Below are 14,106 nucleotides of genomic sequence, written 5' to 3' on the forward strand. Positions count from 1 at the left end.
CCATGGCTGACAAAACCGCTCCCGCCGCCAGCACGCCGCTGGTCGACATGCGCAACATCTCGATCGCCTTTGGCGGCATCCGGGCCGTCGACGACGCCTCGATCGATCTTTTCCCGGGCGAGGTCGTGGCGCTCCTCGGCCATAACGGCGCTGGCAAGTCGACGCTGATCAAGATCCTGTCCGGCGCCTATAAGCGCGATGCCGGACAGATCTTCGTCAATGGCGAGGAGGCTTCGATCTCCAACCCGCGCGACGCCAAGAGATACGGCATCGAGACGATCTACCAGACGCTCGCCCTGGCCGATAATGTCGACGCCGCCGCCAATCTTTTCCTTGGCCGCGAACTGATGACCGCCTGGGGCACGCTCGACGATGTCGCCATGGAGGCCGAGGCGCGCAAGGTGATGGGGCGGCTCAATCCCCGCTTCCAGCGCTTCAAGGAACCGGTGATCAAACTGTCGGGCGGACAGCGGCAATCGGTGGCGATCGCACGCGCGATCCTGTTCAACGCCCGCATCCTGATCATGGACGAGCCGACGGCGGCCCTTGGTCCGCAGGAGACGGCGCAGGTCGGCGAACTGGTCAGGCAGCTCAAGTCCGACGGCATCGGCATCTTCCTGATCAGCCACGACATCCATGATGTGTTCGAGCTGGCCGACCGGGTCTGCGTGATGAAGAACGGACAGGTCGTCGGCACCGCGCGCACCACCGATGTCACACAGGACGAGGTGCTCGGCATGATCATCCTGGGCAAGTGTCCCCCGGGCGCTATTCCCGGACCGGGAGCGCTGAAGATCGCCGCCTGAGGGCTTTCGGCGGGTGGCATTGCTCTCCCGCGCGTCCCCGTTGCCGCTCACGTGATGTGCCAGTGGTCGCGATGGGTTGGCCTTGCCATTGTGTTGGCCCGGCGACTTGCCCATAAAGGTCCGGTATTGCTCATGGACCGCATCATCCGTTGAAGAAACTTTTTCCGATTGTCGCGTTCATCGCCGTTGCGCTGATCAGCATGACCATGGCGGGGTTCGCCTATTTCGCGACGCAGGAAGCGGCCCGCATCAAGTTCGAGGCGGCGGCCGATGACGCACTCAACCGGATCGAGAGCCGTATCGACCTGCATTTGTCGCTGCTGCGGTCGACGCAGGCCCTGTTCGACGCCCGCAATGGCGACATCTCCCAGAACGAGTTCAAGGCCTTCTTCAACGCGCTGGATGTCGACACCAATTTCGCCGGCCTGCGCGGCATCGGCTTCCTCAGGCTGGTCAAGACGGGCGATGAGGCAGCTGTCGAACGCGACATCCTGCATGATTTTGGCGCCAGCCATCCGGTCTATCCGGAGACGACGCAGCCCTGGCGGGCGCCCATCATGCTCTTCGAGCCGATGGACCCGTCCAACCAGGCCGGCATCGGCTACGATATGTTCAGCGAACCAGTGCGGCGCGCGGCGATAGAGAAGGCGATGGCCGATGACCAGCAGCACGCGAGCGGGCTGGTGCAACTGGGCCAGGGCACGGGCGCCACGCGGACCTTCACCGGCTTCCTGGTCTTTGTCCGGCTTAATGTCGAAACAGCGCCGGAGGTCATCAACGCATCGCGTTCCTCGACCGCGGGCTTTCTCTACGCGGCCTTCCGCGCCCGCGACTTGTTCCAGATCGCGCTCAGCCGTGCGCCGCTATTACCGGTCAACACGGAAATCTATGACGGTGCGGTGAACAGCGACAATCTCCTGTTCCAGTCGGAGACGCCGCCGGTTTCGTCCTTTGGCGATCGGCTGCTGGTCACCCGCAAGATCACGGTGGCCGGCCGACCGTGGACGGTATTGTTCAGGCCGACCAGCGCCTTCTCGCAGCCGTCGTCGCGCGCCATTCCGGTGATGCTGGGGCTGTTCGGCCTGCTGGCGGCGGGCGCCATCGCGCTGGTGGCGCGCTATCAGGAACGTGCCTATGAGGCGGCATCGCGCTTGCACGAGACGACGGAGAAGAGCCTGCTCGAAAAGGACCTGATGCTGCAGGAGATGAAGCATCGCATCAAGAATTCGATCACCAGGGTGCTGGCGATCGCGCGGCAGACGGCTTCGCGAGCGACCGATGTCAACGAGTTTTCGGCGTCCTTCTCGGCCAGGCTGCAGGCGATGGCCGCTTCCCAGGACATGCTGACGCGTTCGCGCTGGCAGAAGGCGGATCTCGCTGATCTCCTGCGCATCGAACTTGGCCAGGTGTTCGGCAAGGACCTGCCGGAGGGGTTGCTGACGGGGCCCGAGGTGCTGCTCGACGAGACCACGACGCAGGCGCTTGGCCTCACCTTCCATGAACTGGCGACCAATGCGCTGAAATACGGTGAAGTGGGCAATTCCGCCAGTTCGCACCGAAGTGACTGGGCGCTCAAAGTGGACTGGTCGCTGGAAGGGCGGGGGCGCGAGCGGACGCTGGCGCTGAACTGGCGAGAGGCCGGGAAGAAAAAGGTCGAAGCGCCGGCCGAGACCGGATTTGGTACCAAGCTGATCGACCTCAATGTCACGCGCGAGTTGCGCGGCACGATCAAGCGCGATTTTCAGGCCGATGGTTTGAAGGTGGAAATAAGAATTCCGCTCACGGGTTGACGCCAATGGTCGCGCCGATGGCGATGGAATGTGCCCGCACATGCAAAATCCGGAGGCCGGCGGGCCGGCCTCCGGATCGTAGCTCGACTATCGCCAAATCAGTTGCAGCGGGCCGTGTAAATCCGGCCGTGACGGTCGCGATACTGGCAATAGCCGTTGCGCAGGTTGCGAACCAGCAAGCCCGATCCGGCACCGACAGCCGCACCGATCAGGGCACCCTTGCCGCCGCCGACCAGGCCGCCAATGCCAGCACCAATCAAGGTGCCGCCAGCCACGTCCTTCTCGGTCGAGGTGCAGCCGCTGAGAGCGGCAACCGCAACCATCGCAATAATCATCTTCCGCATCGAGTCACTCCTCACTTTGTGTCCACACTTTAGTTGGCTCCAGCAGCCATTTAGCTTAGTTGGCTCCAGCAGCCATTTAGCACGAAATTACGGCCTTTGCTGCTCGAATTTATTGTTGGCTAAGATAGTCTTTTTCTGGGCGCCCCGCCGCCGATGCCATCACCACATTGGAAATCGCCAATGATGCATTGAGGCTGCCATCGGGGCGCACATTCCAGACGATTTGATCGTAGTCATCCTCAAGCGCGGGATCGACCGCAAGGCATTTGGCGACAACATGCTGCGCCTGCCCTTGCACGTCGCCCATCGCGAACGGCCGTTCGGCGGTGCATTCGTCGGCGGTCGCGAAAACGCTGACGGGCACCTGCAATTCGCGGCAGTCGGCCATCGAGTTCGAACAGCCGATGACCAGCAACAACGCGGCTATGTGTTCCATGACGAGATGTCCTCTCGCCGCAACAACGGCGCACATCGTCAAAAAGTTCCTGTCGTGTCACGAGCACACGCAAATAATGACGGTACGAAGAACTGAGTTTCAAGCACGGCCAGAGGCTGCCACCAAAAAGCCAGCCCGGGGCAAGTTAGCGATATCCAGCCGAGAGCGCAGGGGAGGCGGCCAGGACTTCGATCAGGTCAACTGGAACAAAGCTGCGAGGAGTACAATCGCGGCCAGCGCGAGGACGATCCCAATCGTCAAGCCGTGTCGTGCCTGAAGGCGTGTTTCCGCGTTGGCTTCGGTATCCAGAAATTCGCCCATCGAAATACGGGCGGCCTGTTCCAATCTGTTGATATCGGCAATCGTCAAAACATTCCTCCCCACCGTACTGAAATCCTGCTGCCACAATGTCCGAAGACTGGACAGGTTCCGGCGGTGTCTGGGTAAAAAGACAATCCGCCTTTATGGTGAACGGCTGGTTAAGAGCACGAGCCGTTCACTGCGCCTCGAAATTGCTATGTGGGACGACGAGGCGGTATTCGAGGCGGCCATCCGTGATGTCGAGGGTCGCGGTTCCGCCCAGGGATGTCGGCACCACCCGCTCCAGCGCGACGCTGCCGAAGCGCTTCTCTGTCCCCCGACCGCCATTGGCTCCAATGGCTTCGGCCCATGTCAGCGAGAGTGTAACCTCCCCGCTTTCGGCGGTGTTGAGATCGGCGGTTACTTCGACGAATCCATCCGGCCGGGACAGGGCGCCGTAGCTGACCGAGTTGACGGCGAGTTCATGCATAGCCAGGCCGATGTGAAGCGCGGCATTGGGATTGAGGTAGGGATTGGCGCCCCGGAAGCGAAGGCTGTGCGGTGTATTCGTCCCATAGCGCCCAACCTGGCTCGTCACCAGTTCATGAAGGGCCGCACCGCGCCAGTTCGAGGACGTAACCAGATCCTGGGAGGAGGCCAGGGACTGCAGCCGGCCGCGAAAGCGCGTCAGGAAGTCGCCGATGCCATCTGAATAGCGGCCGGTCTGGCTCGCGATGCTCTGGATGATCGCCAGGAGGTTCTTCGAGCGGTGGCTGACCTCGCGCAGCAGCGTTGTCAGTGTCTGTTCGCGCCGCTTCTGCTCGGTCGTCTCGACCATGGTGGTGACGACACCTTGCACGTCACCAGCGTCGCCCCGATCGGCATCGACCCAAACCTGAAACCAGCGGACGCCGTTCTCGACCGGAACACTGATCTCGAGGCGCTCCGGATTGCCGGTCGCAACCACATCGCGCTTGGCCGCGCTGATCCGGTCGGCCTGCGCCATCGGCAGGATGCCGTTGCCGTCGGAATTATCCGAAGCCCAGGGCGCGCGCATGTTGCGAGCCCACACGGTCTTCATTTCGCGATCCTGATAGAGGACGGAAATCCCTGCATTGTGCAGTGCGTGGAGAAGAGCCCGGCCAAGCTGCATGCCACTTTCCGCCGGATGCAAGGCGATGACTTCATCGCTCCGTGCGCCTTCCGTTTTATCTGCAGTCCTGGAGCGCATCGGTCTATCTGTCCACCCAACTCAGGCTGAACGGCTCACTGTCGAATGGGTTCCAAATGAATGTCCCGAGAACCTGCCCCTCTAAAGCGGTCCGCCGGACGGCGTCCCTTGAGGGATACCGCCCGGCGGTGGCTGGAAACCGTTTGAGGGGTGCGGCTTCCAGTGTTCGCTCGCGAAGCGTTCCTCACGCCCGTCTAAACAGGCCGGCCAGCAGCGAGATGACCAGGAAAGCGAGAAAAATGAAGAACAATATCTGCGCTATACCAGCGGATGTGCCGGCGATACCGCCGAAACCAAGCGCGCCGGCAATGATTGCCACGACGAGAAATACGAGCGCCCAGTAAAGCATGGTTCATCTCCTTCCGAATGGTGCAGGGAAAACGTGGGTGGATGCGGTTTGTTCCACCATTTGCCGAAAAAGGCGATGCTTGCAAACTGTTAGAGACGGAACCGACAGCGAAATTCGGCGATGATGGCTTCGGCCGCCAAAAGGCCGCCCGATGCGTCGCATCGGGCGGCCTTGATCCTGGACATTCCTGCCGGAAAACAGCGAATCTATGCGGCGGCCTTTGCTTGGCGGTCGAAGAACAGCGCCTGGCTGATCAGCGCCTTGACCATGTCGGGATTGAACGGCTTGGTCACCAGGAAGGCCGGTTCGGGGCGCTCGCCGGTCAAGAGCCGCTCGGGGAAGGCGGTGATGAAGATAACCGGCACGGAGGTTGACGACAGGATTTCGTTGACCGCCTCGATGCCCGAACTGCCGTCGGCGAGCTGGATATCGGCCAGCACCATCTTCGGCCGCGTCTTGCCGAACATCGTCACTGCTTCGGCATGCGTGCGCGCCGTTCCAACCACACGATGACCGAGGCTCTCGACCATCTCCTCTATGTCCATGGCAATCAGCGGCTCGTCCTCGATGATGAGCACGTCGGTCGCCACCTGGCGGGAAATTTCATTGCTTGCCTGGGCAAGCAGTTCGGAGAATTGCTGGTCACCGACGTCGAGAATCTCGGCCGCCTCGTCCTCGCTGAAACCTTCGACGGCGACCAGCAGGAAAGCCTGGCGGGGCAGCGGCGCGATCGCATTGAGATTGGCGGCGGCGCGCTGCTCCCACGCCGATTGCGCATGCTCCTGCGGTACGCGGATGGCGACCGAGGTGAACAGCTTGGCGAAAACCTTGTAAAGAGCGATGCGGTCGCTCGAAGCTTGAGGGAAGATGTCGACGTCGGCGATGATGGCCTCAAGCATCGCGGCGACCAGCGCGTCGCCGCTCTCTTGCGATCCCGAGACAGCGCGCGAGAAGCGGCGCAGGAACGGCAGATGCGGTGCGATGGTGGCGGATAAACTCATGGTAGAACGTCTCCCTCAGAATGACGTGATTGCCTGGATTGCAGGTCAAGCTGATTGCAAGCCCCGCTAATACAACGCGGGTTTTCCGAAAAAGTTCCGGCCGATATGGAACGAATAGGCGAGAACGGCGTTTGGTGTCGGGATGGGCAACCAGACGAGGGTGCCGCTTGCCTTATGTCGAGTTGAGTATGAGCGGCCTAGCGCTGGGAATATAAGGGCGAAATGAAGGATATGACGAAAGATATTCTGGCTGGCGCCGAGGGTAGGCGCCGGAACGGTGTCGGTGACCCTCTGGGGCCGAACTCCGAGATCGGACGTAAACTCAAACAATATTATGACGAGCTGGTCTCCGACGATGTGCCGGATCGATTTGCCCAGTTGCTCAGCCAGCTGGAACAGACCGAACCCGCACAGAAGAAGGACTGAGGCATGGCAGCGGTCTCCCAAGGCTTCAAGACCGATCTGCTTGGGGCAATCCCGAGCTTGCGGGCCTTTGCCGTGTCGCTGACGCAGAATGCAGACAAGGCCGACGACCTTGTCCAGGAAACGTTGGTCAAGGCCTGGGACAAGCATGAGAGCTTCCAGCCCGGCACCAATCTCAAGGCATGGCTTTTCACGATCCTGCGCAATGAATTCTATTCGCAGATGCGCAAGCGCGGCCGCGAGGTACAGGACAGCGAGGGCATCATGACAGCCAGGCTCGCGGTGCATCCCGCCCAGCACGGCCAACTCGACCTCAAGGATTTTCGTGGTGCCCTCGAGCAATTGCCGGAAGACCAGCGCGAGGCCATCATCCTCATCGGCGCATCGGGCTTCTCCTATGAGGAGGCCGCCGAAATCTGCGGTTGCGCGGTCGGAACGATCAAGAGCCGCGTCAGCAGGGCCCGCACGCGCCTGCAGGAGATTCTGAAGATTTCCGGCGAGGACGAATATGGTCCCGATGCGATCTCGGCTCAGGTCACGGGAACCGCGGCGCATTGACGTAAGGTCCAAAAACGAATTCGGACGCAGCTATATCGATCTCATCCCGCAGAGCCGCGTCCGTAAGCCCGCGCCACCGCTTCGACCAGATCTTCGCCTGAATAGGGTTTGGTTACCAGCCTGACCCCCGGAAAGGACGCCTTGATCTCGTCCGCATCCGAATAGCCGGAGGCAAACACGAAAGGGACGCCTGTTTCCCGCAAGCCGGCGGCGAATTCGAGGGTCGATGTGCCGCCCAGCATCAGATCGACAATGGCCGCGTCAAACTCGATCGCGACCTTTCCGCCGTCAACCTCGGCCAAGTCTCGGGCTATCACCACCTCGCGTGCACCGTGGTCGCGGCAAAGCTGCTCGACATCCATGGCGATGAGGAATTCGTCCTCCAGGACAAGAATCCGCAATCCGTCAAGCAATGTGGGCATCACAGGTGAAGGCTCCTTGAAACGCCGGGAGTCATGATCGCAATTGCGTGTGTTGTCATTTAAAAAAGACATGCCTTCAATCCGGAACTCGGTTCCCGGCAAAACGTTTAAGAGTACCTGCTGACCGGCAGGCTTCGAAGAGGGGTCGAAATGCCAGGGCAGAACGGGCGTGCTTCATCGAGCCGACAATATCCCTGCGAGAAGTGTCCTTTAAGGCCATTACCGGTTTTCCGCGAGTTCGAAAATCAGGAACTGGCCTTCATCAGCAAGTTCAAGAAGGGGGAGCTCGCGGTCGACAAGGGCGCCACGGTGCTCGTGGAGGGGAGCCATAGCGCCCATCTCTACACTGTGCTGTCCGGCTGGGCATTCCGCTACAAGCTGTTGCCGGACGGGCGCCGACAAATCCTCAACTATCTCATGCCCGGCGATCTCATCGGCCTGCAAGGCAGCGTCATGGGCGAGATGCAGCATTCCGTCGAGGCCTTGTCGCCGATGCTGCTTTGCGTTTTTGAACGCGACAATCTGCACGAACTCTACCGCAACCATCCGGGTCTCGGCTACGACATCACCTGGATCGCGTCGCGCGAAGAACGCATGCTGGACGAGAACCTGCTTAGCGTCGGCCGCCGCAGCGCGATCGAGCGCGCCGCTTATCTGATTGCCTTCATAGCCAGCCGCGCCAAGGTCGTCGGACTGAACGGCAAGCAATCCATCCAGATTCCCATCACGCAGCAGCACATCGCCGATACGCTCGGCCTGTCGCTGGTTCACACCAACAAGACGATCCGCAAACTGATGGACCGCAAGCTGATCCTTTGGCGGGATGGCGGTTGCGAGGTGGTCGACACTGAAGGGCTCAAGCAACTCGCAGGCTGGGAAGGGTTGGGCGAGGGCCGTCGTCCCCTGATCTGACGACGTCCTCTCGCCCTGGTTTGGTGTTGGTGCGTACGCTCTTGTTTTCGACTAGAGCAGTTCACTGTTTCGCGGAAACAGCGAATTGCTCTATCTCTTTGTTTTTGACGCAACTCCGGACGGAAAACCGTTTCACACTTTTCCTGGAGTTGCTCTAGTTTGTCCCGATGCCGGAACCTTGAGACGCAAGGCGCGTTTGAAATCGAGCAATCACAAGGAGTTAAGCAATGGCAACCGCCGCAGGAAAGACCGCCAACGAAGCGCGGACGAATTCGGACCTCGAAGCCGACATCAAGCAGCTGAAGGCCGATATCGACAAGCTTACCAAACAGTTGGCCAAGACCGGCGAACACGGCTACGGCACGGCGCGCCGTGCGGCGGCCGAGGGTGTCGAGCAGCTGCGCGCCCAAGGGGAAGCAGCCTTCGACAGCCTGCGCGGCAATGCAAGGGATATCGAGGCGCAGATGCTGGCGAGCGTGCGCGAAAAGCCGGTGACGTCGCTGGCGATCGCCGCGGGCGTCGGCTTCCTGTTCGCGCTGCTCGCGCGTCGCTAGATCCGCCCCAGATGGGACTGCTGGCATCCCTGCTTTCGGGTTTCGCCTCGGGTGAAACCGTGGCCGCCATACGCCGCGCGCGCACGGCGGCCATCATCTATGCGATCGCCGCTCTGGCGGCTTTGTGCGGTCTCGGCTTTCTGGTTGGGGCAGCCTATATCTGGACCGCGGCCCGCTATGGATCGTTCGCGGCGGCGCTTGGCTTCGGTGTCGGCTTCCTGGTGATCGCCGGCCTCGTTCTTCTCGTCCATCGCTTGATGTCCGGCGCCCGTGCACGCCGCGAGGCGCGGCGGCGCAACGCCGACATGAAGGCGATCGGTATCACGGCCGCACTTGCGGTGCTGCCGGCCTTGCTCAAGGGAAAGGGCGGCCTCGGCGTCATTCTGGGCCCGGCCGTGGCGCTCGCCGCCTATGCCATATACCGCGAGAATACGAAGCCCGACGATCCGGATGCTGGGCACGAAACATGACGCCGCCGCTCCGGTCCTGGATCGGATCCGTCACTTGGACAGATCTTCCAGCGGCATCGATATCTCGGCGAAGACACCCTCGGGCCGGAATTCATGGGTGACTTCGCTTGAAATGACCTTGGCCAGGCTGCGGCGGATGAGAATCGAGCCGAAGCCGTGGCGCTGCGGCGGGGCGACTTCAGGGCCGCCGCTTTCGCGCCAGGTCAGCACCAGGCGCCGGTCGCCCTTCCTGCCTTGTGTCTTCCAGTCGAGATCAACCTTGCCGGATGCAACCGACAGCGATCCATATTGCAACGCATTGCTGGCCAGTTCGTGCAGGATGAGCCCGAGGCCAACGGCCTGGTCGGGCGACAGCAAAAGGTCGGCCCCGGAGATGGTGATACGCGGCTGGTTGTCGGTGTCAAAGGGCCTGATCTCGATCTGGACGAGTTCGCGTATGCCGATGCCGCGCCACTCGCGATCGGACAACAGATTGTGGGCGATGCCCAATGCCTGAAGCCGTGCGCCAAAGGCGTCGAGGAATTCGCTCGGCTGGCGGGCGTGACGCACGGTCTGCGTCGCCAGCGCCTGGACGGTCGCCAGTGTGTTCTTGACGCGGTGGTTGAGCTCACGCAGCAGGAGCCGCTGCCGCTCTTCGCCGAGCTTGCGTTCGGAAATGTCGTAGTTGACGCCAAAGATCAGCGTCGGCTTGCCGTCGCCGTCGCGCTCGATGACGCTGCCGCGCGTGGCCACCCAGCGCGGCGGGTGAAAGTCCTTCACCCGGTATTCGCCGAAATAATCGTCGCTGCCGGTCAAGGCGTCGCGAAAGCGGGTTTCGGTCTGATAGACGTCGCGCGGATCTATGGCGGTCAGGATGTCGCGCGCCCGCAGCCGGGTCGAACGCGGCAGGTTGAACAATTCCGACAATCGCACATCGCATTCGATGATGTCGGTGCGGACATCCCATGCCCAGCTGGCCAGCGATGCCGCATCGAGCGCGATGGCACGCCGCTTCTCCTCGCGCGCAAGCGCTGCCTCGGCGATGGCGCCGCTGCGGGTCGCGTCCTTCAAGGTGAACAGGCTGGCGGCAAGGCCTGCCAGCGTCTTCAACTGGTCGAGCTTGGCCTGTGACGGAAAGGCATGTGGCTTGCGGTCGAGCACGCACAGCGTGCCGATCCTGGCGCCTGCCACGAGCATCGGCGCGCCGGTATAGAAACGCACGTGGTGCTTGCCGGTGACCAGCGGATTGGCCTTGAAACGCGGGTCCGTCGTCGCGTCGGTCACCACCATGGGATCGTCGCCGGCGGCGATGGCGTGGGCACAGAAGGAGATGTCGGTCGGGGTTTCGGTCTCGTCGAGCCCAAGGCAGGACTTGAACCATTGCCGCTCGACATCGACGAGCGTCACCAGGGCGATCGGCACCTGCATCACGGACGCGGCAAGGCCGGTGATGCGGTCGAAATCCGGGTCGGCCGCTGTATCCAGCATCGCCAGCCCATGCAGCACGGCCAGCCGCTCTTCATCCTCTATCGAGCGCGCTACCTCGGCCGGCAGGCTCGCCCCTATTTCCGCCTTGCTATTCACCTCAATCCCCAATGCCCATGCCGGTCTTCGCCGTCTTGCCAACCCACCGGCCCGTCACGGGCTCGCTTTCCCGGAACCATCCTAGCAGGGAACCGTTACCCGACCGTGTTTTGCCGAGTGCACCCACAGGCGCAGAACGAAACAAGGATCGGCCATGACCAAGATCATTCCCGAAGACAAGGCGCGACAGGGCCGATGGGGCTGGCACGGCCTGCGCATCCTGATCGCCGCGCTGCTGCTGGCTATCGCTGCCTGGGGCATCGCCGAAATCTATGGTGAGGTGGCCAAGACACCGGCGACGGAGCAGGGAAGTGCGCCGAGCGGCTAGGGCAATTGCGGGAAAGGCGTGAGGCGGCTCTCCGCCCGGAATGGCGTCAAGACAATGCTCTGTGTTCTCGGCCGTCATGGTTCGGGATAGCATCAGGCGGCCTTTGCCTCGGCGAGGCTTGCGGGCACCAGGACGTTCAGCGCACAAGGCTTGATCTCGATGGTCGTTTCCCGATCGAGCCGGACCAGTTCACCGTCCATGACGGCGCGGAACTTCCTGCTGCCGGAATGGATTTTCAGGATAGTGCGGTCGGCCTGATGGATTTCGACATGTTCATTGTCGCGCCATTTGCCGCGCGCCACGTTGAAGAGGAATTTCACCAGTTCGGCGCGCTGCTGCGCCACCGTGACATAAATGCCGAGCACGCCGCCCGAAGGGTTGTCCGCATAGGGGAGGTGGCCCTCGCCGAACAGATTGTTGGTGACGCCGATGCCTGTTATGCGGGCCGTCATCTCCGCGTCCCCGATGCTGAGCGTCACGTTCATCGCGGGCGGGTTCTTGATCGTCGCCCACGCCGCCTTGGCCGATGCTCCGATCTTGCCCAGGCGCGACCCAAATTCCATGCCTTGGCGCAGTTGCACCATCCTGGCATGCATGCCGATCGAGAACTGATGGACGAAGGGTTGGCCATTGGCCGTGGCCATGTCGACCGCGATGATCTCGCCGTCGGCGAAGGATTCCAGCGCGGCATCAAGCGATTGCGGAATGCCGAGACCGCGTGCGAACAGGTTCATGGTGCCGGCCGGCAATATGGCAAGCGCCTTTTCCTTGCCCATCAGCCTCGCGGCCGCGGCCGAAATGGTTCCGTCCCCGCCTCCGGCGAGCACGACATCGACGCTACGGCGCGAGGCAGCGCTGTCGAGTGTTTCCACAACGTCCTTGCCGGCAACGACATCAATGCTGAGAGAATGGCCTGCCGTCTCCAGTGTCTGGCGCATCTTGTCGGAAAGGACGGCGAGGTCGGTGGTGCGCAAGGTGCCGCCGTCTCGGTTCAGCACCGCCGCAAATTTCATGCCCCGCTCCGTTTGCCAGCCAAAACGCGCCGGGCGAGCCCAGCCGCAGGCTGAAACGTGGCGGTACGGGAAAGGTTCCGTTGGAAGGGTGCAATTCAGCGCATGTTCTCAAGCCGCCGCGCAACCGCTCCGTGTTTCTGGCCGCCGACTCCGGGCCGATTTTGTCGGAACAACAGCATGGTCACGACGTTGTGAACCCGTGGAGATGCCACGCCCGATCTTCCCAGCGACGGTTCAATCGGGCGCGGCGTGCACGAAATCACGCACGAGGAGAGACTATCATGATCCGCACCCTTTTAGCCACAACCGCACTCGCAACGCTGATCGCGACCGGCGCCTTCGCACAGAGCGCGACCCCGGCTCCAGCGGGCGCACCTGCCGTTCAGGAGCCAGCCGCAGCCGCTTCGGTGCCGCGCGCCGAAGGCAGCATCGTCACCAACATCATCGGCGAATCCGTCTATAACGGCACGGGCGACGATGCCGAGAACATCGGCAAGGTCAGCGATGTCGTCTTCGACAAGGACGGCATGGCGAAATCCGTCGTTATCGGCGTCGGCGGCTTTCTGGGCGTAGGCGCGAAAAATGTCGCCTTCGACTACGACAAGCTGCAGTGGGCCGAGAAGAATGGCGACCGCTGGCTGGTTGCCCACACAACCAAGGAAGAATTGAAGGCGCATCCGGAGTTTGACAGCAAGCCTTATGGACCCCCGCCAGCGCCAGCCGCGTCCACGGATGCGACAGCTCCCACGGCGCCGGCGACAACGGATACCGCGCAGAAACCTGTCGACATGAATGCCACCCCGGCGGAGCCGGTGAAGCGCGCCGACGGCAACCTTGCCACCAATATCCTTGGTGAGACCGTCTACAACGGTACCGGTGATGACGCGCAGAAAATCGGCAGTGTCAACGACATCGTGCTCTCCAAGGAGGGCAAGGCCGAATCGCTGGTGATCGGGGTGGGTGGGTTTCTTGGGCTAGGCGCCAAGAATGTCACCTATGATTTCGGCAAGGCACAGTGGGCGGAGAAGAACGGTGACCGCTGGCTGGTGGCGCAGACGACAAAGGAAGAGTTGCAGGCGCAACAGGATTTCAACCGCAAGGCCTATGATCCGGTACCGGCGACGACCGCTTCCAACGAACCCGCGGCGACTGCACCGGCCACGACCTCGGCCCCGGCCACCGCTCCGGCGGACAAGACAGCCGAGGCTCCTGTCGCGACGGCTCCCGACCAGACGCAGACGGCAGCCATCGACAAGTCCACGCTGACCGCAATGCCGGTCGGCGAGATCAAGGCCGGCGACCTCAAGGGCACCACGGTTTACGGCGCCAATGATGCCAAGGTCGGCGAGATCAGCGATGTCGTGCTGACGCCCGACAACAAGACCGATGCCGTGATCGTCGACGTCGGCGGCTTCCTCGGCATTGGCGGGAAGGAGGTCGCGGTTGGCCTGGATAATCTTAAATTCATGACCGACAAGAACGGCAAGAAGTATCTCTACACGACCTTCACAAAGGAACAGCTGCAGGCGCAAACCGCCTATGACAAGGGCAGCTATGCCGAGAAGCGCGACCAGCAGCGGATGATTGTGAGGTAGGGCACTAGGGC

18 protein-coding genes are annotated in these 14,106 nt (G+C 62.0%); 9 read left to right on the plus strand and 9 right to left on the minus strand.

Going from position 1 to position 14,106, the window contains the following annotated elements; all coding sequences use genetic code 11:
• The first annotated feature begins 2 nt into the window (after positions 1–2).
• Both AC07SZ_RS19605 and AC07SZ_RS19610 read left to right on the plus strand, forming a co-directional pair.
• A complete protein-coding gene (locus AC07SZ_RS19605) occupies positions 3–806 on the plus strand; it encodes an ATP-binding cassette domain-containing protein (protein WP_056575793.1) in 804 nt (267 codons plus the stop codon).
• A 149-nt stretch (positions 807–955) separates the two neighbouring features.
• Positions 956–2,596, plus strand: coding sequence for a CHASE domain-containing protein (locus AC07SZ_RS19610; RefSeq protein WP_056575796.1), 1,641 nt, complete (start codon positions 956–958; stop codon positions 2,594–2,596).
• A gap of 98 nt (positions 2,597–2,694) precedes the next feature.
• Here the strand turns inward: AC07SZ_RS19610 and AC07SZ_RS19615 are convergent, their stop codons facing one another.
• The 6 genes from AC07SZ_RS19615 to AC07SZ_RS19640 all read right to left on the minus strand — a co-directional run bounded on the left by AC07SZ_RS19615 (position 2,695) and on the right by AC07SZ_RS19640 (position 6,257).
• A complete protein-coding gene (locus AC07SZ_RS19615; RefSeq protein WP_056575798.1) occupies positions 2,695–2,940 on the minus strand; it encodes a YMGG-like glycine zipper-containing protein in 246 nt (81 codons plus the stop codon).
• A gap of 109 nt (positions 2,941–3,049) precedes the next feature.
• Entirely contained in the window at positions 3,050–3,376 is a 327-nt protein-coding gene (locus AC07SZ_RS19620; RefSeq protein WP_056575801.1) for a hypothetical protein, read from the minus strand.
• A 192-nt stretch (positions 3,377–3,568) separates the two neighbouring features.
• Entirely contained in the window at positions 3,569–3,745 is a 177-nt protein-coding gene (locus AC07SZ_RS19625; protein ID WP_081295075.1) for a hypothetical protein, read from the minus strand.
• A gap of 127 nt (positions 3,746–3,872) precedes the next feature.
• On the minus strand, positions 3,873–4,907 hold the full coding sequence (locus tag AC07SZ_RS19630; protein WP_056575806.1) for a sensor histidine kinase: 1,035 nt from the start codon (positions 4,905–4,907) through the stop codon (positions 3,873–3,875).
• 184 nt (positions 4,908–5,091) lie between these two features.
• Positions 5,092–5,256 (minus strand): DUF1328 domain-containing protein, encoded by a 165-nt coding sequence (locus AC07SZ_RS19635; RefSeq protein ID WP_010911886.1) that lies wholly within the window; start codon positions 5,254–5,256, stop codon positions 5,092–5,094.
• Between the two features lie 206 nt (positions 5,257–5,462).
• Positions 5,463–6,257 (minus strand): response regulator, encoded by a 795-nt coding sequence (locus tag AC07SZ_RS19640; protein WP_056575809.1) that lies wholly within the window; start codon positions 6,255–6,257, stop codon positions 5,463–5,465.
• Between the two features lie 222 nt (positions 6,258–6,479).
• On the opposite strand from AC07SZ_RS19640, the gene AC07SZ_RS19645 reads away from it, so the two are divergent.
• Together AC07SZ_RS19645 and AC07SZ_RS19650 are read left to right on the plus strand one after the other, a co-directional pair.
• A complete protein-coding gene (locus tag AC07SZ_RS19645) occupies positions 6,480–6,683 on the plus strand; it encodes a NepR family anti-sigma factor (protein ID WP_056575812.1) in 204 nt (67 codons plus the stop codon).
• Positions 6,684–6,686: 3 nt separating this feature from the next.
• Positions 6,687–7,238, plus strand: a complete 552-nt coding sequence (locus AC07SZ_RS19650; RefSeq protein ID WP_494915508.1) for a sigma-70 family RNA polymerase sigma factor — start codon at positions 6,687–6,689, stop codon at positions 7,236–7,238.
• Between the two features lie 41 nt (positions 7,239–7,279).
• On the opposite strand, the gene AC07SZ_RS19655 is transcribed toward AC07SZ_RS19650, so the two are convergent.
• The gene (locus AC07SZ_RS19655) at positions 7,280–7,762 is read right to left on the minus strand and encodes a response regulator (RefSeq protein ID WP_320412015.1); all 483 of its coding nucleotides are present in this window, start codon (positions 7,760–7,762) and stop codon (positions 7,280–7,282) included.
• 48 nt (positions 7,763–7,810) lie between these two features.
• Between AC07SZ_RS19655 and AC07SZ_RS19660 the strand changes: the two genes are divergently transcribed.
• The 3 genes from AC07SZ_RS19660 (at position 7,811) to AC07SZ_RS19670 (ending at position 9,596) form a co-directional block, all read left to right on the plus strand.
• Entirely contained in the window at positions 7,811–8,572 is a 762-nt protein-coding gene (locus tag AC07SZ_RS19660; protein WP_140772696.1) for a Crp/Fnr family transcriptional regulator, read from the plus strand.
• A 227-nt stretch (positions 8,573–8,799) separates the two neighbouring features.
• Positions 8,800–9,126 (plus strand): ElaB/YgaM/YqjD family protein, encoded by a 327-nt coding sequence (locus AC07SZ_RS19665; RefSeq protein ID WP_056575821.1) that lies wholly within the window; start codon positions 8,800–8,802, stop codon positions 9,124–9,126.
• 11 nt (positions 9,127–9,137) lie between these two features.
• Positions 9,138–9,596, plus strand: a complete 459-nt coding sequence (locus tag AC07SZ_RS19670; protein WP_056575823.1) for a hypothetical protein — start codon at positions 9,138–9,140, stop codon at positions 9,594–9,596.
• 30 nt (positions 9,597–9,626) lie between these two features.
• Here the strand turns inward: AC07SZ_RS19670 and AC07SZ_RS19675 are convergent, their stop codons facing one another.
• On the minus strand, positions 9,627–11,159 hold the full coding sequence (locus tag AC07SZ_RS19675; RefSeq protein WP_494915509.1) for a sensor histidine kinase: 1,533 nt from the start codon (positions 11,157–11,159) through the stop codon (positions 9,627–9,629).
• A gap of 154 nt (positions 11,160–11,313) precedes the next feature.
• On the opposite strand from AC07SZ_RS19675, the gene AC07SZ_RS19680 reads away from it, so the two are divergent.
• Positions 11,314–11,487 carry a hypothetical protein gene (locus tag AC07SZ_RS19680; RefSeq protein WP_081295025.1) on the plus strand — a complete coding sequence of 58 codons (174 nt, stop codon included), beginning with the start codon at positions 11,314–11,316 and terminating at the stop codon, positions 11,485–11,487.
• 92 nt (positions 11,488–11,579) lie between these two features.
• Here AC07SZ_RS19680 and AC07SZ_RS19685 read toward each other — a convergent pair whose 3' ends face one another.
• Positions 11,580–12,500 (minus strand): diacylglycerol/lipid kinase family protein, encoded by a 921-nt coding sequence (locus AC07SZ_RS19685; protein ID WP_494915510.1) that lies wholly within the window; start codon positions 12,498–12,500, stop codon positions 11,580–11,582.
• Positions 12,501–12,781: 281 nt separating this feature from the next.
• Here AC07SZ_RS19685 and AC07SZ_RS19690 point away from each other — a divergent pair, with 281 nt between their 5' ends.
• The gene (locus tag AC07SZ_RS19690) at positions 12,782–14,095 is read left to right on the plus strand and encodes a PRC-barrel domain-containing protein (protein WP_494915511.1); all 1,314 of its coding nucleotides are present in this window, start codon (positions 12,782–12,784) and stop codon (positions 14,093–14,095) included.
• Positions 14,096–14,106: the final 11 nt, after the last annotated feature.

It is taken from the genome of Mesorhizobium sp. GW821-FHT07A06 (assembly GCF_059419085.1).

What these genes read in the sequence shown, in the direction of transcription:
- AC07SZ_RS19605 (WP_056575793.1), top strand. Translation starts at nt 3, where the DNA reads ATGGCTGACAAAACCGCTCCCGCCGCCAGCACGCCGCTGGTCGACATG.
- AC07SZ_RS19615 (WP_056575798.1), bottom strand. Translation starts at nt 2,940, where the DNA reads ATGCGGAAGATGATTATTGCGATGGTTGCGGTTGCCGCTCTCAGCGGC.
- AC07SZ_RS19620 (WP_056575801.1), bottom strand. Translation starts at nt 3,376, where the DNA reads ATGGAACACATAGCCGCGTTGTTGCTGGTCATCGGCTGTTCGAACTCG.
- AC07SZ_RS19630 (WP_056575806.1), bottom strand. Translation starts at nt 4,907, where the DNA reads ATGCGCTCCAGGACTGCAGATAAAACGGAAGGCGCACGGAGCGATGAA.
- AC07SZ_RS19635 (WP_010911886.1), bottom strand. Translation starts at nt 5,256, where the DNA reads ATGCTTTACTGGGCGCTCGTATTTCTCGTCGTGGCAATCATTGCCGGC.
- AC07SZ_RS19640 (WP_056575809.1), bottom strand. Translation starts at nt 6,257, where the DNA reads ATGAGTTTATCCGCCACCATCGCACCGCATCTGCCGTTCCTGCGCCGC.
- AC07SZ_RS19645 (WP_056575812.1), top strand. Translation starts at nt 6,480, where the DNA reads ATGAAGGATATGACGAAAGATATTCTGGCTGGCGCCGAGGGTAGGCGC.
- AC07SZ_RS19650 (WP_494915508.1), top strand. Translation starts at nt 6,687, where the DNA reads ATGGCAGCGGTCTCCCAAGGCTTCAAGACCGATCTGCTTGGGGCAATC.
- AC07SZ_RS19660 (WP_140772696.1), top strand. Translation starts at nt 7,811, where the DNA reads ATGCCAGGGCAGAACGGGCGTGCTTCATCGAGCCGACAATATCCCTGC.
- AC07SZ_RS19665 (WP_056575821.1), top strand. Translation starts at nt 8,800, where the DNA reads ATGGCAACCGCCGCAGGAAAGACCGCCAACGAAGCGCGGACGAATTCG.
- AC07SZ_RS19670 (WP_056575823.1), top strand. Translation starts at nt 9,138, where the DNA reads ATGGGACTGCTGGCATCCCTGCTTTCGGGTTTCGCCTCGGGTGAAACC.
- AC07SZ_RS19680 (WP_081295025.1), top strand. Translation starts at nt 11,314, where the DNA reads ATGACCAAGATCATTCCCGAAGACAAGGCGCGACAGGGCCGATGGGGC.
- AC07SZ_RS19685 (WP_494915510.1), bottom strand. Translation starts at nt 12,500, where the DNA reads ATGAAATTTGCGGCGGTGCTGAACCGAGACGGCGGCACCTTGCGCACC.
- AC07SZ_RS19690 (WP_494915511.1), top strand. Translation starts at nt 12,782, where the DNA reads ATGATCCGCACCCTTTTAGCCACAACCGCACTCGCAACGCTGATCGCG.